This window comes from Duganella aquatilis (assembly GCF_009674565.1).
Taxonomy (GTDB): domain Bacteria; phylum Pseudomonadota; class Gammaproteobacteria; order Burkholderiales; family Burkholderiaceae_D; genus Rugamonas; species Rugamonas aquatilis.
Genome location: NZ_WKJL01000001.1, coordinates 332,906 through 353,143, shown reverse-complemented (window position 1 = coordinate 353,143; position 20,238 = coordinate 332,906). Strand labels below are relative to the sequence as shown.

Sequence of the window (20,238 nt, the reverse complement as noted above, 5' to 3'; positions counted from 1 at the left end):
ATACGTACATTTCCCACCGCTGTGAACTTAGTAGTTACCCGTAAGAGAATTACCGATACCAGGGCTGCGTGATCTTCAGCGGACGCACGTCCATGCGCAGATTCAGGATGGTGTAGGCGTCCGACGTGGCCGATTCGTAGCCGATGCTGCCGGCCTCCCTGGTCAGCTTGAACTCGAAGCCCAGGTCCTGGCGCGGATCGCCCGGCGCCGCCGTGGCGATGCCGATCGCTTCATTGCGCGAGTTGTTGATCAGCTTTTCCATCATCACCAGCACGGTGTTATGGCCCAGCATATCGGCCGAATACACCTGCTCGTCCAGGTAGGGATTGGCCGGATCGAGCTTGCCGTCCTTTTTATCGGCCGACGGCGTGTATTCTCGCGTCAGCAGGTTGTAGCGGTCGCCGCGATCCAGGTAGCTGATGCGGGCGTTCGACAGGTTGAAATCCTTCTCGCTGCCGTTGGTGGTGGCCTGCGCCAGATCCAGCAGCAGCGCGCCCTGGTAGCCGATCACCTCCACCTCGCGCTTGCCGTTGATGATGACTGCCGTGTTTTCATCGATGCCCAGGCCCTGCTTGTAGCCCTTTTTCAGCATCGCCGGCAGCATGCGCGCGAAGCGGCCGCGCGCCAGCAGGTGCTGGTCGACGAACAGGTCCTTGCCGACGAAGCCCAGGCCCGGCGCCAGCTCCTGGCCGTCGTTGACGCCCACGCTCAGGGTGCCGAGCACGGTCCTGGCTTCGTAATACATGGTGGCGCTCATGATGGCGGCGCCGGCGCTGCTGCCGCCGATCACGCCACCGTTTTGATAGACATCCCAGATCGCCTGCAGCACGGCGGTGCGGCTGCCGTCCGGACGCACCAGCGCCTTGGTGATCAGGCCCTGGTCGCCGCCGGCGAAGTAGACGCCGCCCGCCTCGCGGATGGCCTTGGCCAGCGCCGGATCTTCGGCGTCTTTAGTATAGTCACGGTCCTTGAAGCGCACGCCCACCGGCACCGCGAAGGCCGAGGCGCCGTATTTGTTCAGCGTGGCGACCAGGTTGGTGCCGGAGCGCAGCGGATTGCCGGCGGCACTGGGCATCACCGCGATGCGCGCGCCCTTGCCGCCCGCCAGTTCCACCAGGCGGGTCCAGACCTCGCCGTTGTCGCTGCGCACCGCGCCGCCGGCGATCAGCAGATTGCCCTTGGGCGGCGCGTCGGCGGCATGGGAAACCTGCACGCACAGCGCCAGCAACGATACGCACACCAGGCGCAGCGCTTTCACAAAACTCGTCATACGATCTTCCTCGTCTTGATATTCCTCGCAATTATAATCTGTCGTGCTCAAACGCGAATTACGTCCAGGAGAGCCGGGTTGTGCGAGAATCAACTTTTAATTTCGCACAGGAAAGCAGATGAGTGAACTTAAGCGCGGCCTGAAAAGCCGGCATATTCAGTTGATCGCGCTGGGCGGCGCCATCGGCACCGGCCTGTTCCTCGGCATCGCGCAGACCATCCAGATGGCCGGTCCGTCCGTATTGCTGGGCTATGGCGTGGCCGGGCTGATCGCCTTCTTCATCATGCGCCAGCTGGGTGAAATGGTGGTCGACGAGCCGGTGGCCGGCTCCTTCAGCTACTTCGCCGACAAATACTGCGGCCACTGGGCCGGCTTCATGGCGGGCTGGAACTACTGGGTGCTGTATGTCCTGGTCAGCATGGCCGAACTGTCCGCGGTCGGCATCTACGTTCAATACTGGTGGCCGGAACTGCCGACCTGGGTGTCGGCGCTGGGCTTCTTCGTCATCATCAACGCCATCAGCCTGTTCAACGTGAAGGCCTTCGGCGAGATGGAATTCTGGTTCGCCATCATCAAGGTGATGGCGATTGTCGGCATGATCGGCTTCGGCGCCTACCTGCTGGTCTCCGGCGACGCTGGTCCGCAGGCCACGGTGGCCAACCTGTGGCAGCACGGCGGCTTCTTCCCCAACGGGATCGGCGGCCTGGTGATGGCCATGGCGGTCATCATGTTCTCCTTCGGCGGGCTGGAACTGATCGGCATCACCGCCGCCGAAGCGGACAATCCATCGCACACCATTCCCAAGGCCACCAACCAGGCCATCTACCGCATCCTGATCTTCTACATCGGCGCGCTGGCGATCCTGTTGTCGCTGTACCCATGGCAGAAAGTGGTCAGCGGCGGCAGCCCGTTCGTGCTGATCTTCCACGCCCTGAACAGCAACGCGGTGGCCCATGTGCTGAACGTGGTGGTGCTGACGGCGGCGCTGTCGGTGTATAACAGCGGCGTCTACGCCAACACCCGCATGCTGTACGGTCTGGCCAAACAGGGCAACGCGCCGCAGGCGCTGCTCAAGGTCAGCGCGCGCGGCGTGCCGCTGACGGCGCTCGGCGTGTCGGCGCTGGCCACCGGCGTGTGCGTGGCGGTCAACTACTTCATGCCGGCCAAGGCCTTCGGCTTCCTGATGGGGCTCGTGGTGTCGGCGCTGATCATCAACTGGGGCTTGATCAGCTGGATACACCTGCGTTTCCGCGCGCAGAAAAAGGCCGCCGGCCAGCCGACGCAGTTCCGCAGCCTGGGCTACCCGTTCACCAATTACCTGTGCCTGGCCTTCCTGGCCGCGATCCTGGTGGTGATGTATGTGACGCCGGACCTGCAACTGTCCGTCTATCTGATTCCAGCCTGGCTGGCGGCGCTGGCCATCGGCTACAAGCTGCGCCGCCAGGGCTGATCAGATGGTTTCCTGCTCGCGCAAGGTCAGCGGACTGGCCAGCGCGTAGCGGGCGATGTCGTCCTTGCGCATGAAGGCCACACCGGCCTTGCTGCGGGCGTAGGTGAGGAATTCGTCCCACACCCGCACCATTTGCGGCGTGCCGCTGATGCGGTCATGGGCGCTGATCGACATCATGCGGCGGCGCTTGCCCGCCTCCTCGTACAGCTGGTCGAACTCGCCCTTGATCTGGTCGAGGAACTGCTGCGGCGAATAGTTGCGGCCTTCGATCAGCACGATGTCGTTATTGCGCAGCGTGTAGGGCACCACCACGAAGTCCTTGCCGTTCACCTGCTCGATGAACGGTTCGTCGCGGCTGACGTCATCGATGTGGTAGGCGAAGCCCAGTTCCTGCAGCAGCGACAGCGTGTTCGGCCCGCGCCGCAGCCAGTTGCAGTTGTAACCCACCGTGCGTTCGCCGGTGGCCTGCTGCACCATGTCGCGGCCGGCGATCAGGAAGGCGCGTTCGTCGTTGCGGTTCATCGCGTACTGGGAGCTCCAGCGCGGGCCGTGGCCGGACGCTTCATGGCCGCGCTTCACGATCTCGCGCGCCAGCTCAGGATGGCGCTGCGCCGCCTCGCCGATCATGTGCGAGGTGACCTTGACGCCATGCTTGTCCCACAAGTCCAGCATGCGCGGCACGCCTTCGCGGTAGCCATAGGCAAACCAGGTATTCGCCACCGGATCGGATTTTATGCTGGCCGGGAAGTCGACCTTGGGGAAAGGCGAATCGGCGCCTTTCGGCGGCTGGCCGCCGGCTTCGAACTGCATCGAGATGGAAATCACCATCCGCGCGCCGTCCGGCCAGAAGGCGCCGGGCGCCGTGGCAGTCTGCGCCTGCGCACCGGCCAGGGCATCGGCCGCACCGGTGGCGCCGGCCGCCAGGACCGCCGCACCAGCCACCGCACCGGTGGCAGCCTGCGCCAGGAAACGCCGGCGCTGCGTCAGATCGGCGCTCATAACAGGCCTCCGCCGTCCACGTCCACCACGGCGCCGGTCATGAAGCCGTTCTGCATCAGCATCAGATAGGCTTGCGCCAGATCGTCCGGCTGGCCGACGCGTCCCACCGGCAGGCCGGCGCCGGCGCGCTGCGCCATCGCACCGCGTTCGGCGTCGCTCATCTCGCCCCACATGCCGGTTTCCACCATGCCGGGGCTGACCACGTTGACGCGCAATGGCGCCAGTTCCCTGGCCAGCGTCTTGCCCATGGATTCGACGGCGGCGTTCATGGCCGCTTTCACCAATGCGCCCGGTACGGCTTTACGCGCCAGCAGGCCGGAAGTCAGGGTGACCGAGCCGCCCGCCTTCAGATAACGCGCCGCGTGCTTGACGGCGCGCATCTGGCCGAACACCTTGACGTTGAAGGCCGCCATCGCGGCTTCCGGCGCCAGGTCCGCCAGACGGCTGGATGCGATCACCGGACCGGATGTCACCACCAGGTGATCGAAGGCGCCGATCTGCTCGAAGAAGCGGCGGACGGCCGCGTCATCGGTCAGATCCAGCTGCGCTGCCTGAATCTGCGGCGACAGCCCGGCCGGCGCCTGGCGGCGGCCAGCCGCGATCACGCGTGCGCCGGCCGCTGCGGCCTGCTCCGCCACTGCCTGTCCGATGCCGGACAAGCCTCCAATTACCACCACAAGCTGATTCTTCACGATGCACTCCCGTTAAAAGTAGTGCATCCATTCTGCGCGTCCTTCAGCGTGCCGATAATTGGTCCGGCCCTTGAATGACCTTCAACGCCAGCTTGAAGATGGCGTTCAGGCGATGGTGCTGATCTCGCTCTCGTCCTCGGTATAGCGCACCGGCGCCAGGCCGCTGCCGGCGATACGTTCCTTCAGGGTCGATCCCGGCGCTGCCGCCGCGATCCGCTCGTGGGCGAAAAGGTGCTCGACGATCTGTTCTTCGCTATAGCGGCCGGCGGTCGAAAACTCCAGTGGCTCTTCCTGATCCTTGTACCAGACTTTGTAAAACGGCATGGCAATCTCCTTCTGTTGGGTGCCAACAGTATGGCAGGTAAATCGCTCATCGGTTGGCGCGCGCACAGAAGCTGCGGCGCACTGCCGCCACCATGTCCGCAAACCTGTTCTGGAGGATACGTCATGTCCACTATCGCGCAACACCGGCCGTTGCAGCTCCCCGCGCTGGCCGGCTGGCTGGTCCTGACGTTTGCGTTCGCCGCCGTCGGCGCCTATGCGTCGGCGCAGGCGGCGGATTTTTACCAGCAGCTGGACCGTCCGGCCTGGGCGCCGCCGGCCTGGCTGTTCGGCCCCGCGTGGAGCGTCCTGTATCTGCTGATGGCGATCGCCGCCTGGCGCGCGCAGCGCGCCAGCGCCCCGGGCGGCGCCCGTCCCGAATTCACGCTGTACATGGTGCAGCTGGCCGCCAACGCCCTGTGGACCTGGCTGTTCTTTGCCTGGCACCGGGGCGCCTTGGCCTTCGTCGAGATTGTGCTGCTATGGCTGCTGATCGCCGCCACCATCGTCGCCTTCGGCCGGCGCGACCGCTGGGCTGGACTGTTGTTGATACCCTACATTGCCTGGGTCAGTTTCGCCACCTGTCTCTGCTACAGCATCTGGCAACGCAATTTAATCGTGCTCTAAAATAAATATAGTTGCATTAGTGACTACAATATGACAAGCCAACCTGCTACACTCTCAGGCTTTGTATCTCCAACGCAATAGCAATGACGAATGTACAAGGGCCTGCCGCGCCAAAATTGTTGATCCTGTCCCTGTCGATGATGTTGGCGGCGACGGCGCGCGCGCAAATCCCGGAAGTCAGCGTCACCGCCCAGCGCGCGCCGGCGCTGGAATCGAAAACGCCGGTGGCCATGAGCGCCCTGTCGGCGGACCAGTTGACCGAAGCCGGCATCGACAACCCGTCCGGCATCGGCGCCCGCCTGCCGAATGTGGAGCTGGACAACCTGGCCGACGGCCTGCGCATCACCATCCGCGGCGTCTCCAACGCGGACACCACGGAAAAAGGCGATCCCTCGGCCGCCTTCCTGCTGGACGGGATCTACATCGCCCGTCCGCAAATCCAGAATCTCAGCTTCTACGACCTCGAACGCGTGGAAATGCTGCGCGGCCCGCAGGGCACCCTGTACGGCCGTAACAGCACGGCTGGCGTGGTCAATGTCATCTCCAAGGCGCCGGTCAACAGGTTTGAAGCGTGGCTGGCCACGGAAATCGGCAACTACAACAGCCGCAAGATCAGCGCCATGCTGAATGTGCCGGTCAGCGCCATGCTGTCGCTGCGCGCCGCCGTGGCCTGGAACCAGCACGACAGCTACCTGACCAACGGCCAGCACACCACGCACACGCTGGGCAAGGACCGCGACGACCTGTCGGCGCGCCTGTCCGCGAAACTGAAAATCAACCGCGACGCCACGCTGCTGCTGCGCTATGACCACAGCCGGGTGGACGACAACAACGACAGCTTCGTCCCCGACACCAATTTCTACACCGGTGTCGCCGCCGGCAAGCCGGCCTGGTATGGCAGCGGCGCCGGCGCGCAACTGACCAACGGCTTCGTGCCGCCGAACGCGGCGCCGGAACAAGGCTATGCCCACAAGACCACCTCCGGCATCAGCGCCGACCTGACCTGGGATCTGGGGCCGGCGACGCTGAACTACACCGGTTCGCACCGCAGCTACGACCACGATGCGCTGGCCAATTTCTACTACCGCGTGGCGCCGACGCTGGCGCTGGGCGTGCGCCAGAACTTCAGCGGCGAATATACGCAGAATTCGCACGAGCTGCGCCTCGCCACCAATGGCGACGGCCCGCTCAGCGCGCAGGCAGGCCTGTACTACTTCCGCGAACAATCGTCGCAGACCTATGTCTTCCGCGATCTTCAGCCGCTTGGCCTGCCGCCGTATTACGTCTTCCCGCACGGCCCGACCATCGCCACCAGCAAAGCGCTGTTCGGCCAGGCCACGTATCGACTGGGCGACAAGCTGCGCGCCACCGCCGGCGCGCGCTACACCGACGACCGCAAGTCGCGCGTCGGCTCCACCAATTTCCAGCAGGGCGCGGTATTCAATCCGGCCACCGACTTCGCGCTGCTGAACGCCGCCAGCATGGGCACGCACCAGACCACGTGGCGGCTGGGCGCCGATTACGACCTGGCGCCGGCCACGCTGCTGTACGCCGCCGTCGCCACCGGCTACAAGGCCGGCGGCTTTAACGACGGCTGTCTGGCCGGCACGGTGCAACTGGGCCTGGGCTGCCCGACCGCGCTGGCGGTGCCTTCGAACACCCTGATCTACCAGCCGGAAACCGTGCGCTCCTACGAAGGCGGCGTCAAGACGCGCTTCTGGGACAACCGCGCCAGCCTGAATCTGTCGGCCTTCCATTACGACTACCGCAACCTGCAGCTGTCCGGCGTCGCCATCGTCGCCGGTGCGCCGCGTTTCGTCACCGCCAATGCGGGCGAGGCCAGCGTCAAGGGGCTGGAGGCGGAAGGCCAGCTCGCGCTGTCGCCGCAGGACCGCGTCAGCTACGCGGCGGCGCTGCTGGATGCGCATTACGTCCGCTATAGTCCCGACAGCGTGCATGACTGGGCCGGCAACAAGCTGGACCGCTCGCCCGCGCATACGCTGACGCTGGGCTATGAGCACAGCTTCGCGCTGCCGGATGGCGAGCTGGCGGCCGGCCTCCGTTCCCGCAGGAGCGCCTCCTCCATCATCGCCGTGCCGACGCAGCTGCTGCAATACCGGATTCCCGCCTATACCGAAAGCGACGCCACATTGCACTACCGGCCGCGCAAGGCGCAGTGGAGCGTGCTGGCGCGCGTGAAAAACATCGAAAACAAAGTCCGCCCGCTTGCCATCGACAGTTTCGGCATGACCGTACCAAGCGATCCACGCACGGTGGACGTGCGGGTCGACTACCGCTTCTGAGCCCATGCTGAACTCCCTGGCCCGCTACCTGTTCCTGATCTTTGCCCTGACGCTGGGCGGCAGCGCGGCCGGCGCGCCGCTGGTGCTGGACGGGCAGCATAGCCAGCTGGATGCCTGGCCCTTCGTCAAGGTGATGGCGGATGCTGGCGGCAAGCTGACAGCGGCGCAGGCGCTGGCGGCCGAACCACGCTATGCCACGCCGGATTCGGCCTACGCCACGCTGGGCGTGCAAAAAGACGTGATCTGGCTGCGCATTCCGGTATCGGCCCCCGCCGGCATCGACAGCGAATGGGTGCTCAGCATCGATTACGCGGTGCTCAACCGCGTCGACGTCTACGTGGCCAGCGAAGGCCGCATCACCGGCCACCAGGTCATCGGCAACCTGCAACCGGAGCCGCCCGGCGCACCGCGCAGCCGCGTGCCCGCCGTCGTGCTGCATTTGACGCCGGGAGCGGAACAGGTACTGCTGCTGCGCGTCGAGAACATCGGTACCATGATCCTGCCCATCTCGCTGTCGCGTCCCGGCATCTTCCACGGCGACGCGCTCGGCGAGCAGATGCTGCAAGGCGTACTGACCGGCCTGAGTCTGTGCCTGCTGTTGTACGGCATTGCGCAATGGATCACGCTGCGCGAGCCGCTGTACGGCAAGTTCGCACTGCTGGTGGCCGGAACCACGCTGTTCTCGATCGAATTCTTCGGGCTGGGGAACCAGTACCTGTGGAAAGACAACGTCTGGATGAACCTCCACTCCGGCGGCCTGTTTGCCTTGATGGCGGCCTGCGGCGCCTACCTGTTCGTCGAACAGGCGCTGGCCCGGCAGGGCATGGACCGCATCTTCAGCCGCCTGATGAAAGGCGGCGCCGCGCTGTGCCTGCTCAGCGCCCTCGCCTACATCACCGACATCATGAGCGTGGAGACGCTGGTGATCATCGTCAGCACGCTGGGCGTGATGCCGATGCTGCTAGGCCTGCCGGGCGCCTACTTCCGTGCGCGGCGCGGCGACCCGGTCGGCATCTACTTCCTGGTCGGCTGGGGCGTCAGCTTTGCCGCGTCGGCCATACTGAGCCAGGTCATCGGCGGCAAGGTGGCGGCGAATTTCTGGACCATGCACTCGCTGCAGTTCGGGAATATGTTCGACATGCTGGTGTTCACCCGCATCCTCGGCCTGCGCACCAAGGCCATGCAGAGCGCCATGCTTCGCGCCGAAGAAGCCACGCGCACCAAGTCCGAATTCCTGGCCCACATGAGCCACGAGATCCGCACGCCGATGAACGCCATCATCGGCATGAGCCGGCTGGCGCTGATGACCGAGCCGAACGCCAAGCTGCAGAACTACCTCGGCAAGATCCTCGGCGCCGGCGAGCACCTGCTGGCGGTCATCAACGACATCCTCGACTTTTCCAAGATTGAAGCCGGCAAGCTGGGGCTGGAGTCCGCCCCGTTCGCATTGCAGCAGATGCTGGACCACCTGGCCAGCCTGACCGTCATCAAGTCCGACGCCGCGCGCGTGGAATTCAAGATGCGCGTCGACGACGGCGTGCCGCCCTGCCTGGTCGGCGATCCGCTGCGACTCAGCCAGGTGCTGATCAACCTGACCAGCAACGCGGTCAAGTTCACCGAACGCGGCGAAATCAGGGTCGGCGTCGAACTGCTGGACCGGGCCGAGGACACCGTGGTGCTGCGCTTCTCGGTCAAGGATACCGGCATCGGCATGCGGCCGTCGCAGGTGGCGGGGCTGTTCCAGTCGTTCAACCAGGCCGGCGTCACCACCTCGCGCCAATACGGCGGCACCGGCCTCGGTCTGAGCATCTCGCGCCAGCTGGTGGAGCTGATGGGCGGCGACATCCAGGTCAGCAGCACGCCCGGCGTCGGCAGCCAGTTCAGCTTCGTCGTCCGCCTCGGCATCGCCGACGCCGCAGCCGCGCCGGTCGGCTGGCCGCTGGCGCCGCAACAGCCCGCGCCCGCGCAGCGGCACAGCCACGCCGGCCTGGCGCTGCGCGACCTGTCCGCGCTTGCCGGCGCCCGCATCCTGCTGGTGGAGGACAACGCCAACAACCGCGAAGTGGCGCTGGACTTCCTGGCGGCCGCCAAGCTCCGCATCGACATTGCCGAACATGGCGCCGAAGCGGTGCGCATGGTGGAGCAGACCGACTACGACCTGGTGCTGATGGACGTGCAGATGCGCGAAATGGACGGCCTGGAGGCCACCCGCCGCATCCGCGCCATGCCGCGCCACCAGCACCTGCCCATCGTCGCCATGACCGCCTATGCCATGGCCGGCGACCGTGACAAGAGCCTCGCCGCCGGCATGAACGACCACGTCACCAAGCCCATCGTGCCGGAGCAGCTGTTCCGCACCCTGATCAAATGGATGCCGGCCGAAAAACTGGCCGCCCGCAACGTCCGCGCCGCCGCCATCCAGCGCGCCGTCCCCGCCGCGCCCGCGGGCGCAGCCACCGGTGCGCCGCTACCGATCATTCCCGGCGTAGACTGGCAGCTTGCGCTGGAAAGCGTGGACCGCGAGCGCGAGCGGCTCGACAGGCGCCTGCACGGCTTCGTCAGCGAATACCGCGCGGCCGCGCAAGCGGTGCGCGCCGCGGCGGCCGGCGGCCAGCACCAGGTGCTGCACGAGATCGCGCACAACCTGAAGTCGACCGCGGCCTACATCGGCGCCTTCCATCTGGCCGCGCAGGCGCAGGCGCTGGAGCAGGCCTTGCGCAGTGGGCGCGGCGACGGCGTCGCCGTGCTGGCGGACGAGTTGGCGGATGGGCTGGACGCGGTGCTGGCCGGCCTGCTGCAAATGGGCGAGCCATCGCCGCGCCACCGCGACGGCGACACGGCGCAGCTGATCGCGCGGCTGGAAGCCTGCCTGCGCGGCGACGACGCCCGCGCGGAAGACATATTGAGGGAACTGGCCGCACTGCCGGAGGTCATACGCCATACGCACCATCTGGCGGCCATCCGGCGCGCGGTGGATGACATCGAATATCACGCAGCACTGGCGCCGCTGGACGCGCTGGCGCATACGCTGCAAAACGAACTGAAAGAAAGCTCATGAACCTGGTGGGGACACAAAAGGTACTCGTGGCCGACGACGACACTGTCAATCGCCAGGTATTGGCGGAACTGCTCAAGCCGGAATATACCGTGCTGCTGGCGAAGAATGGCGAACAGGCGCTGGAACGCGCCACGCGCCATCTGCCGGACCTGATCCTGCTGGACGTGATGATGCCGGACATGGACGGCTACCAGGTGCTGCGCAGCCTGCGCGCCGACGAGCAGACCGCCAACATCGCGGTGATTTTCATTTCCGGCCTGGGCCGGCCGGAGGATGAAGCGATCGGCCTGAAGATGGGCGCCGCCGACTACATCGCCAAGCCCTTCAACGAGACCGTGGTGATGGCGCGCGTGGCCATGCAGCTGCAGATGGTGCGCCAGCGCCGCATGCTGGAGCACCTGGCCCACGTCGATGGCCTGACCGAGCTGGCGAACCGGCGCCGCTTCGATGAAGTGTATGAAACCGAATGGCAGCGCAGCCGCCGCAACGGCCGGCCGCTGTCGCTGGCGCTGCTGGATATCGACTCCTTCAAGCAGTACAACGACCATTACGGCCATCCGGCCGGCGACCGCGCCTTGCGCGCCGTGGCCCGCGCCGTTTCTGCCGGCTTGCGCCGTCCGGCCGATCTGGCGGCGCGCTACGGCGGCGAGGAAGTGGTGCTGCTGATGCCGGATACCGAAGCGGCGCAGGCGCAGCAGGTGGTCAGCGCCATCTGCTGCGCGATCGCGGCTTTGCAGATCCAGCACGAAGCCTCGTCGGTTGCGCCGATGCTGACGGTAAGCGCCGGCGGCGCCACGTTGAGCGGCGCCGGCAAGGAGTCCTGCAGCGAACTGTTTGCCGCCGCCGACACCCTGCTCTACCAGGCAAAGAAGGAAGGCCGCAACCGCGTGCTGTGGCGCGCGGCCGCGCCCGAATTACAGACGCAGGCTGGCGCCCACTCGTAAAGTCTCGGCGATATTGCGCGCCGCGCTGCGCACGTTGGCGGCGGCGGCGGCCATGGCCTCCTCCACCGTGCACGGACGGCTGACGGAGCCGAATACCGCGTTGATGCCGTGTTCATGCACCGCCGCCGCGCCGCTTCCCAGGCCGCCGGCGATCGCGATCACCGGCTTGCCGTAGCGCTGCGCCACGCGCGCCACGCCCACCGGCGTCTTGCCGTGGATGGTCTGGCCGTCGATGCGGCCTTCGCCGGTGATGACCAGGTCCGCATCGGCCACCGCCGCATCCAGGCCCACCGCGTCGGTGACGATCTCGCTGCCCGGACGCAGGCTGCCGCCCAGGAACACCAGCATGGCCGCGCCGATGCCGCCGCCGGCGCCGGCGCCCGGCACGTTGGCCACGTCCTGGCCCAGGTCGCGCGCGATCACTGCCGCATAATGACGCAGGTTGTCGTCCAGCCGCGCCACCATTTCCAGCGTCGCGCCCTTTTGCGGGCCGAAGATGGCGGAGGCGCCCTGCGGCCCCACCAGCGGGTTGCTGACATCGCAGGCGACGTCGAACACGCATTCCTTGATGCGCGCATCAAGGCCGGACAGGTCGATGTGGTCCAGCATATTCAGCGCGCCGCCGCCCGGCGCCAGATCCGCGCCGCAGGCGTCGACCAGCCGGCCGCCCAGCGCCTGCAGCATGCCGGCGCCGCCGTCGTTGGTGGCGCTGCCACCGATGCCCAATACGAAGCGGCGCGCGCCGGCGTTCAGCGCGTTCAATATCAGCTGGCCGGTGCCGAAGCTGGTGGTGCGCAGCGGGTTGCGCTGCGACGGCAGCACCAGTTCCAGGCCACTGGCGGCGGCCATTTCGATCACCGCCGTCTGGCCGTCGCCCATCAAGCCATAGAACGCCGATACCGGCTGGCCCAGCGGCCCGGTGACCTGCAAGGCCACCAGCTTGCCGCCGCTGGCGTCGATCATCGCCTGCACCGTGCCTTCGCCGCCGTCGGCCACCGGCAGCTTGCGGTATTCGGCGTCGGGGAATATCTCGCGGAAACCGGCCTCAATCTCGTTGGCCACGGCCATCGCCGTCAGGCTCTCCTTGAACGAATCCGGTGCTATCACTATTTTCATGTAAAACTCTTAGCGGTTGACCAGTTTTGCCGGAATGCGCAGCACCAGTATCGCGCCGATCAGCAGCACGCTCGACAGAATATACAGCGCCGAATCGGTGCTGTTGGTCGCGTCCTTGATCCAGCCGACCAGGAACGGGCTGACGAAACCGGCGATCTGGCCCAGCGAATTAATCAGCGCCAGGCCGCCGGCCGCCGCGGCGCTGCCGAGGAAGGCCGCCGGCAGGGACCAGAACTGCGCCAGCGCCGCCAGCGCGCCCATGGTCGCCATGCTCAAGCCGATCATGACGATCAGCGCATTGCTGGAGAAGTTGGCCGCCATCAGCAGGCCAATCAGGCCCATGACCATCGGCAGTGACACGTGCAAGCGGCGTTCGCGGTGCTTGTCGGCGGAACGGCCGCTCCACACCATGAACACGGCGGCCATCAGGTAGGGAATGGCGCTCAGCCAACCCACCGTGACCGCGCTCTCGAATCCCAGCGACTTGATGATCGACGGCAGCCAGAAGTTAATCGCATACACGCCCATCTGGATGCAGAAGTAGATCACGCCCAGCATCCATACGCTGCCGTTGCCGAGCACCGCGCCAAAGGTCTGGCCCACGCTGCTGGTGGCGGCGCGCTGCTGCTCATCGCTGGCCAGCGCGGCCTGCATGGCGGATTTCTCTTCGGCGCTGAGCCACTTGGCCTGGGTGATGCCGTCGTTCAGGTACAGGTAAACGCCGACGCCCAGCAGCACGGTCGGCACGCCCTGCAGCAGGAACAGCCACTGCCAGCCGGCCATGCCGCCCTGGCCGGAGGAGAAGTGCGACAGCATCCAGCCGGACAGCGGACCGCCGATCAGGCCCGAAATCGGAATCGCCGACATGAACAGCGCCATTACCTGGCCGCGCTTCTGGGTCGGGAACCAGTGGGTGAAGTACAGAACCATGCCGGGGAAGAAGCCCGCCTCCGCCACGCCGGTGAAGAAGCGCAGCACATAGAACGAGGTGGGCGAATGCACGAACAGCATGCAGGCGGACAGGCCGCCCCACGCGATCATCATCACCGAGATCCAGCGCCGTGCGCCGATTTTATGCAGGATCAGGTTACTCGGCACGCCGCTCAGCACATAGCCGATGAAGAAGATGCCGGCGCCCAGGCCGTAAACAGTATTGCTCAATTTGAGCGCGTCCAGCATTTCCAGCTTCGCGAAGCCGACGTTGACGCGGTCCAGGTAATTGAACAGGTAACAGACGAAAATGAACGGAATCAGATGCCAGCTGGCTTTTTTATAGGCGCCGTCCAGGACGGACGCCGCCGGCCACACTTGGGCCGAGGTGTTGGAATTGCTCATGCAGGTCTCCGATCTATTTTAATGATACCGCGATTATCTGGAATCGATCACAAAAAAGCATTGGACCAACGCCCGAATCTGGCCGCATCCGCCGTTCAATTCTTGGGCGAATGCACTAAAATAGGCGCCATGGACATACTCAGCACGGAGCTGGCGCAGGATATCGTTACCCGCACCATGCGCATCATCCCCTATAACGTCAACGTCATGGACGCCAACGGCAGCATCATCGCCAGCGGCAATCCGGCCCGCATCGGCGAACTGCATGCGGGCGCGCTGCTGGCGCTGGCCAAGAAACTGACGGTGGAAATCGACGACGCCAGCGCCAGAAACCTGCACGGCGCCCAGCCGGGCATCAATTTGCCGCTGACGGTGCACGGACAATTGTGCGGCGCGGTAGGCCTGAGCGGCGCACCGGACGACGTCCGCCAGTTCGGCGAGCTGGTACGCCTGACCGCCGAAATGATCCTCGAACAGGCGCAATTGACGGGCGAACTGCAGCGCGATTCGCGCTACCGCGAAGCCTTCGTCCTCCACCTGATCAACGGCGAACACGCCAGCACGGCGGACCTGGGCGCCTGGGCGCACCGCCTCGGCGTCCACTTCGAACGCACCCACGCCGTCTATCTGCTGGAGGTCGAAGACGCCGACCTGCAGGCGCTGCAACTGCGGCTGCAGACGCGCGTGCCGTCGGCGCTGACCGCGGCCGCAGGCCCGCAGGAACTGGCTATCCTTGATTTTCCCGACGCCGTCGGCCATGACCGGCGGCTGCACGCGCTGGCCGCCATCCTGCGCGAAGTCTGCCCGCAGCCGCACACGCTCACCATGGGCATCGCGCTGCAGGGCATCGACGGCGTCGCCACTTCCTACCAGAGCGCCAAGACCGCCGCCCGCATCGGCCGCAGCCGCCATCCGCAACGCCGCCTGCACAGTTACTACGACCACGCGCTGCCTGTACTGCTCTCCGGCCTGAACACCGGATGGCAGTCGGCGCAGCTGCGCGCGCCGATCGAAAAGCTCGGCAAGAACAAGGATATGCTGCAGCGCACACTGGAAGCCTGGTTCGCCCACGACGGCCACCCGGCCGCCACCGCCGAAGCGCTGCACATCCACCGCAACACGCTGGACTACCGCCTGCGCCGCATCGGCGATATCACTGGCCTCGATCTGGCCCGGCTGGAGGACCGTTTTCTGCTCTACATTTCCGTGCTCTTGTCCAGTCAATGAAACTGAATGAAGCCATCTTATACACATAAAACAACAGGCTCGGAAATGCGTAAAACTTGCTGTATTATTCCCGCTTGCCCAAAAAGCAGCCCACAAGGCACGCCACGGGACACACGATAAAACACAAAAAGCACTGGAGCTATTTTGAGTATTTTTAGAACGAAGAATCTGGATGAGATGATCGCCAATGCCGGCAAGCCCGGCGGCCTGGCGAAGGTACTGGGTCCTTTCGACCTGATCTTGATGGGCATCGGCGCCATCGTCGGCACAGGCATCTTCGTGCTGACCGGTACGGGCGCTGTCACCGCCGGTCCGGCGCTGACCTTGTCGTTCGTGGTGGCGGCCATCGCCTGCGGTTTCGCCGCGCTGTGCTACGCGGAATTTGCTTCCACCGTTCCGGTGGCCGGCTCCATCTACACCTACTCCTATGCCACGCTGGGCGAACTGGCCGCGTGGATGATCGGCTGGGACCTGCTGCTGGAATACGGCCTGGCCACGTCGGCCGTGTCGGTCGGCTGGTCGGGCTACTTCCAGTCGCTGATCTCCGGCTTCGGCATCCACCTGCCGGTGGAACTGACAGCGGCTCCCGGCGCCCTGCCCGGCGTGCATACGCTGATCAACCTGCCGGCGCTGTGCATCATGCTGCTGCTGACGGCGATGCTGAGCATCGGCGTGCGCGAATCGGCGCGCGTCAACAACGTCATGGTGGTCATCAAGATCAGCGTGGTGCTGCTGTTTATCTTCGTCGGCGCGCGTCACGTCACGCCGGCCAACTGGCACCCGTTCATGCCATACGGCGTCAACGGCATGCTGGGCGCCTCGGCGCTGGTGTTCTTCGCCTTCATCGGCTTCGACGCCGTGACCTCGGCGGCGGAAGAAGTCAAACGTCCGGAACGTGATCTGCCGATCGGCATCATCGGTTCGCTGGCCGGCTGCACCGTGCTGTACGTGATTGTCTCGGCCATCATGACCGGCATCGTGCCGTACAAGGAATTCCTCGGCATCGACCACCCGGTCACGCTGGCGCTGCAACGGGCCGGTGAAAACTGGTTCGCCGGCTTCGTCGACCTGGGCGCGATCCTGGGCATGACCACCGTGATCCTGGTGATGGCCTACGGCCAGACCCGCATCATCTTCGCCATGTCGCGCGACGGCCTGCTGCCGAAACGCCTGTCGACGGTGCACCCGCGTTTCCAGACCCCGTTCCTGGCCACCTGGATCGTCGGCATCGTATTCGGCCTGATGGCCGCCGTGGTGCCGCTGAACGTGTTGAGTGAGCTGGTCAACATCGGTACGCTGGCCGCCTTCTCGCTGGTGTCGATCGCCGTCGTCATCCTGCGCAAGAAACGCCCTGACCTGAAACGCGCCTTCCGCTGCCCAGGCGTGCCGGTGGTGCCAGCGCTGGCGGTGATCTTCTGCGTCACGCTGATGTGCTACCTGAGCTGGGTCACCTGGGTTGCCTTCGGCATCTGGCTGGTGATCGGCCTGGCGATCTACTTCGGCTACGCCCGCAAGCACTCGCTGCTCAACCAGTAAGACCCTACGCTGCCCGCGGCTGGAATTTCTTCCGGTACGACGCGGGCAGCAGTCCCACCCGCTGCTGGAACAGCCGGCGGAATGAATTGCTGTCCTCATAGCCCACCTTGAAGGTGATGCTGTCGAGGCTCATGCGGGTGGACTCCAGCAGATGCTTGGCCTTCTCCAGGCGCAGCGTCTGCAGGTAGGCCAGCGGCGTGTAGCCGGTGGCTTCCTTAAATCGCCGCATGAAATTGCGCACGCCGAAACCGAAACGCGGCGCCAGTTCGTCGATCGCCAGCGGCTGATCGTAATGCTCCTCCAGCCAGTTCTGCACCCGCAGGATGTCGGCATCGCCATGACTCTTCGGCATCGACCACAACACATACACCGACTGCTCGCTGCGCGCGTTATCGATCAGCAGATAGCGGCTGCACTTCTGCGCCAGGTCCAGCGAGCCGTATCGGCGGATCAGGTGCAGCAGCAGATCCATGGCCGCGCTGGCGCCGCCGCTGGTGATGAAGCGGTTGTCCTCGCACAGCGTTTCGCGTTCATCCATGCGCACGTCGGGATAGCGCCTGCGGAACAGGTCCGCGAAAGCCCAGTGCGTGGTGGCGCGCGCGCCGGACAGCAGTCCGGTCTCGGCCAGCATGAAGGTGGCGGTGCACATCGTCGCCAGCACCGCGCCTTGCGCGTGCTGTTTGCGCAGCCAGTCCGCATAGCGCGCGAAGCCGGGCAAAGCTTCCCGCAGCGTGAACAGAAAGCCGGGGATCAGCACCACGTCGGTGTGGCCGATGTCGTCCAGCGCGGCTTCGGCCTGCAAGGTCTGGCCGCGCAGCGTGGCGACCGGCCTGCCGTCCAGCGAGGCCGTGACGACGTCGAACACTGGCTCCGCGGCAAACAGGTTGGCTGCGGTGAGCAGTTCCAGCGCCGTGGTGGCGCTGGCGGCCGAACACTGGTCGGCAAACAGCAAGGTGATGTGCATGGCGGATTTCGCATGAAAAAAGTCATTTCTGCACCTACCTTACCAGAACCTCATCCCCTATAGTGGTGGCTGTCCTCTACTCGATCTACTCATCTGTACACCATGAATCTCTGGTTTCGACTGTTCTGGATGCTGCTGAAGCGTCCGTGGCGCCAAGGCGCCGATCCATTTTCCACCACCGTGGTGCGCATGCGCGTGTGGCCGCTGGACCTGGATCTGAACCGCCACGTCACCAACGGCCGCTATTTCACGCTGGCCGACATCGGCCGCATGGATTACGTGCTGAAGACCGGCGCCTTCCGCACTGCGCTGCGCCACAAGGCCGTGCCCATCGTCGGCGACGCCTGGGGCAAGTTCCGCCGCGAGCTGAAGGTGTTCGAAACGTTCGAACTGCACACCCGCATGCTGGGCTGGGACGAAAAATGGAGCTTCCTCGAACACCGCTTCGTCAAGGATGGCCGCGTGGCCGGCGTGGTGGTGATGCGCGGCGTATTCCGCTCGTCCAAAGGCACGGTGGGGCCCGCCGACATCGTGCGCGACCTCGGCGTGCCGGAACAGTCGCCGGCGCTGCCCGAGTGGCTGTCCGCATGGTCGGGCAGCTGCGATGGCATGAGCCAGCAGCTGCGCGAGGAAGAAACTAAATAACCACCAGATCCAGCTCCCGCAGGAAGCTGGCTGCCTGCGCATGGGAGATGATCGCGCCCTTGAACAAGCCGCCCTCGGTCAGCTTGATGCCTTCGATGTTGGCCCCGCGCAGATCCGCCCCCTGCAACTTGGCCAGCTTGAGCACCGCGTTGCGCAGGCTGCCGCCTTCGAACACCGCATCGCGGAAGTCGCAGCCGGACAGGTAGGCGTCCGAAAAATCCAGTTCCTTCAGGGTCGCCTTGCGGAACGAGAAGCCGCGCATGTCGGCGCCCACCAGCAGGCATTCCTCGAAATGGATGCCAAGGTGCGCCACCTCTTCGAACGACGCGCCGGTCAGCTTGCAGCCGTGGAAGGCGGCGGAGGCCAGCTTGGCGCGGCGCCACTTGGCGTTATTCAGGTCGCAGCCGTCGAAGCGGGCATCGACCGCGTCGACTGATTCCAGGTCGATGCCGCCGGCACGGCAGCGCAGCCAGTGCGAGCGCGCCAGCTTGCAGGCGAACAGCGTGGCGCCGGCAAAGGTGCAGCGCTCGAAGGTGCAGCCTTGCAGGTCGAGGCGCGACAGATCCTCGTCGTCGAAGGCGCAGCCCTCAAAGCGGCGCACGCCCTGCGCCAGATGCTCTTCCAGTTCGGCGCGCGACAGCGCCACGCCGGAGACGGCGTTCGTATGCGATTGTTCCATCACTTCAGATTCATGGTTTGTACTGACAGCAGCTTGCAGTCGCCGGCGACGTTCACATAGGTGCGCATAAACTGGTAACGGTTGCTGCGCGAAGTCTTGCCGTCCGCATTCCACTGCTCAGTGGTGCTCACGCCGCGCAGCACGACGGTGTCGCCCCGCACGTGCGCATGCACGTCGCTGGTGGTGCGGGACTTGTAGATCACCGGCTTTTCCAGCCGCGCCAACAGGCTGGCGCGCGTTTCGATTTCGGAGCCGAGGGTATGCACCCACACATAGTCGTCCGCCAGCAGCGTCCGCAGGAAAGGCAGGTCGCCGACGCGCAGCGCTTCTTCGTACTGCGCGTCGCGCACAATCAGCGATTCGACGGGCAGGCAAGACGCTGCCGAGGCTAATACTGGCAGCGCACCGTAGAGGAGGAACAGGATTTTTTTCATGGTGCCGAAGAGTATAACCGCTCCACCGTGCCCTACCCCACAGACTTCTTGAAGAAATCCTCTTATTCTGAACCGCATGATGAAAAAATACCGCAAGCAGCCTTACGACGTGGCCAATATCCGCCGCCTGCTGGAGCCAGGCCCGGTGGTGCTGGTCAGTTCCGCATGGCAGGGCAAGACCAACGTCATGACCATGGGCTGGCACATGATGATCGGCTTTACGCCGGCGCTGTTCGGCTGCTACATCGACGAGAGCAACCATAGCTACGACATGGTGGTCAACAGCGGCGAATGCGTGATCAACCTGCCCACCGCCGACCTGCTGGAACAGGTGATCGGCATCGGCAACTGCAGCGGCGCCAATACCGACAAATTCCCGCTGTTCGGCCTGACCGCCGTGCCGGGCGAGGAAGTCGCCGCTCCGCTGATCGCCGAATGCTACGCCAGCTTCGAATGCCGGCTGGCCAACGCCAGGCCCAATCCCAATCATCCGCTGTTCGTCTGGGAAGTGGTGCGCGCGCACGTCGCCACCACGCCCAGGCTGCCGAAAACGCTGCACTACCGGGGCGATGGCGAATTCATGGTCTCCGGCCGCGAAATCGCCACGCTTGAGCGCTATCCCAACCAGCGCCGCTAAA

The 20,238-nt window shown here is 65.2% G+C and carries 18 protein-coding genes; 9 read left to right on the top strand and 9 right to left on the bottom strand.

The features are described from left to right. Positions 1-49 precede the first annotated feature (49 nt). Positions 50-1,270 carry a cyanophycinase gene (locus tag GJ698_RS01555; protein WP_154355820.1) on the bottom strand — a complete coding sequence of 407 codons (1,221 nt, stop codon included), beginning with the start codon at positions 1,268-1,270 and terminating at the stop codon, positions 50-52. Between the two features lie 118 nt (positions 1,271-1,388). Between GJ698_RS01555 and GJ698_RS01550 the strand changes: the two genes are divergently transcribed. Continuing rightward, a complete protein-coding gene (locus tag GJ698_RS01550; protein WP_154355819.1) occupies positions 1,389-2,720 on the top strand; it encodes an amino acid permease in 1,332 nt (443 codons plus the stop codon). On the opposite strand, the gene GJ698_RS01545 is transcribed toward GJ698_RS01550, so the two are convergent. The 3 genes from GJ698_RS01545 to GJ698_RS01535 all read right to left on the bottom strand — a co-directional run bounded on the left by GJ698_RS01545 (position 2,721) and on the right by GJ698_RS01535 (position 4,735). Then, positions 2,721-3,719: a polysaccharide deacetylase family protein gene (locus tag GJ698_RS01545; protein ID WP_154355818.1), complete on the bottom strand. Its 999-nt coding sequence runs from the start codon at positions 3,717-3,719 to the stop codon at positions 2,721-2,723. Continuing rightward, positions 3,716-4,411 (bottom strand): SDR family oxidoreductase, encoded by a 696-nt coding sequence (locus GJ698_RS01540; protein WP_371865097.1) that lies wholly within the window; start codon positions 4,409-4,411, stop codon positions 3,716-3,718. Before GJ698_RS01540 ends, GJ698_RS01545 begins: the two co-directional genes overlap by 4 nt. A gap of 105 nt (positions 4,412-4,516) precedes the next feature. Next, positions 4,517-4,735 carry a hypothetical protein gene (locus tag GJ698_RS01535; protein ID WP_154355817.1) on the bottom strand — a complete coding sequence of 73 codons (219 nt, stop codon included), beginning with the start codon at positions 4,733-4,735 and terminating at the stop codon, positions 4,517-4,519. Positions 4,736-4,858: 123 nt separating this feature from the next. Between GJ698_RS01535 and GJ698_RS01530 the strand changes: the two genes are divergently transcribed. From GJ698_RS01530 to GJ698_RS01515, 4 genes are all read left to right on the top strand, one after another. Beyond that, positions 4,859-5,359: a TspO/MBR family protein gene (locus tag GJ698_RS01530; protein ID WP_154355816.1), complete on the top strand. Its 501-nt coding sequence runs from the start codon at positions 4,859-4,861 to the stop codon at positions 5,357-5,359. A gap of 83 nt (positions 5,360-5,442) precedes the next feature. Further along, the gene (locus GJ698_RS01525) at positions 5,443-7,662 is read left to right on the top strand and encodes a TonB-dependent receptor (RefSeq protein WP_154355815.1); all 2,220 of its coding nucleotides are present in this window, start codon (positions 5,443-5,445) and stop codon (positions 7,660-7,662) included. 4 nt (positions 7,663-7,666) lie between these two features. Then, positions 7,667-10,720: a hybrid sensor histidine kinase/response regulator gene (locus tag GJ698_RS01520; protein ID WP_154355814.1), complete on the top strand. Its 3,054-nt coding sequence runs from the start codon at positions 7,667-7,669 to the stop codon at positions 10,718-10,720. After that, on the top strand, positions 10,717-11,664 hold the full coding sequence (locus GJ698_RS01515; protein WP_154355813.1) for a diguanylate cyclase: 948 nt from the start codon (positions 10,717-10,719) through the stop codon (positions 11,662-11,664). The genes GJ698_RS01520 and GJ698_RS01515 overlap by 4 nt, the downstream gene beginning before the upstream one ends. On the opposite strand, the gene GJ698_RS01510 is transcribed toward GJ698_RS01515, so the two are convergent. Both GJ698_RS01510 and GJ698_RS01505 read right to left on the bottom strand, forming a co-directional pair. Continuing rightward, complete coding sequence (locus GJ698_RS01510; protein ID WP_154355812.1) at positions 11,635-12,780, bottom strand: glycerate kinase; 1,146 nt, start codon at positions 12,778-12,780, stop codon at positions 11,635-11,637. The genes GJ698_RS01515 and GJ698_RS01510 overlap by 30 nt on opposite strands. A 9-nt stretch (positions 12,781-12,789) precedes the next feature. Beyond that, positions 12,790-14,115 carry an MFS transporter gene (locus GJ698_RS01505; protein ID WP_154355811.1) on the bottom strand — a complete coding sequence of 442 codons (1,326 nt, stop codon included), beginning with the start codon at positions 14,113-14,115 and terminating at the stop codon, positions 12,790-12,792. A 129-nt stretch (positions 14,116-14,244) separates the two neighbouring features. On the opposite strand from GJ698_RS01505, the gene GJ698_RS01500 reads away from it, so the two are divergent. Together GJ698_RS01500 and bcaP are read left to right on the top strand one after the other, a co-directional pair. Continuing rightward, on the top strand, positions 14,245-15,342 hold the full coding sequence (locus tag GJ698_RS01500) for a sugar diacid recognition domain-containing protein (protein WP_154355810.1): 1,098 nt from the start codon (positions 14,245-14,247) through the stop codon (positions 15,340-15,342). A 144-nt stretch (positions 15,343-15,486) separates the two neighbouring features. Further along, positions 15,487-16,878 (top strand): branched-chain amino acid transporter BcaP, encoded by a 1,392-nt coding sequence (bcaP, locus tag GJ698_RS01495; protein ID WP_154355809.1) that lies wholly within the window; start codon positions 15,487-15,489, stop codon positions 16,876-16,878. 4 nt (positions 16,879-16,882) lie between these two features. Here bcaP and GJ698_RS01490 read toward each other — a convergent pair whose 3' ends face one another. Next, complete coding sequence (locus GJ698_RS01490) at positions 16,883-17,842, bottom strand: GlxA family transcriptional regulator (protein WP_154355808.1); 960 nt, start codon at positions 17,840-17,842, stop codon at positions 16,883-16,885. Positions 17,843-17,944: 102 nt separating this feature from the next. On the opposite strand from GJ698_RS01490, the gene GJ698_RS01485 reads away from it, so the two are divergent. Then, positions 17,945-18,487: a thioesterase family protein gene (locus GJ698_RS01485; protein WP_154355807.1), complete on the top strand. Its 543-nt coding sequence runs from the start codon at positions 17,945-17,947 to the stop codon at positions 18,485-18,487. Here the strand turns inward: GJ698_RS01485 and GJ698_RS01480 are convergent. Both GJ698_RS01480 and GJ698_RS01475 read right to left on the bottom strand, forming a co-directional pair. Next, positions 18,480-19,166: a pentapeptide repeat-containing protein gene (locus tag GJ698_RS01480; RefSeq protein WP_154355806.1), complete on the bottom strand. Its 687-nt coding sequence runs from the start codon at positions 19,164-19,166 to the stop codon at positions 18,480-18,482. The two genes, GJ698_RS01485 and GJ698_RS01480, sit on opposite strands and share 8 nt — an antisense overlap. After that, positions 19,166-19,600, bottom strand: a complete 435-nt coding sequence (locus GJ698_RS01475) for a nuclear transport factor 2 family protein (protein WP_154355805.1) — start codon at positions 19,598-19,600, stop codon at positions 19,166-19,168. The genes GJ698_RS01480 and GJ698_RS01475 overlap by 1 nt, the downstream gene beginning before the upstream one ends. Before the next feature lie 76 nt (positions 19,601-19,676). On the opposite strand from GJ698_RS01475, the gene GJ698_RS01470 reads away from it, so the two are divergent. Beyond that, on the top strand, positions 19,677-20,237 hold the full coding sequence (locus GJ698_RS01470) for a flavin reductase family protein (protein ID WP_307766642.1): 561 nt from the start codon (positions 19,677-19,679) through the stop codon (positions 20,235-20,237). The last annotated feature ends 1 nt before the right edge of the window (position 20,238 follow it).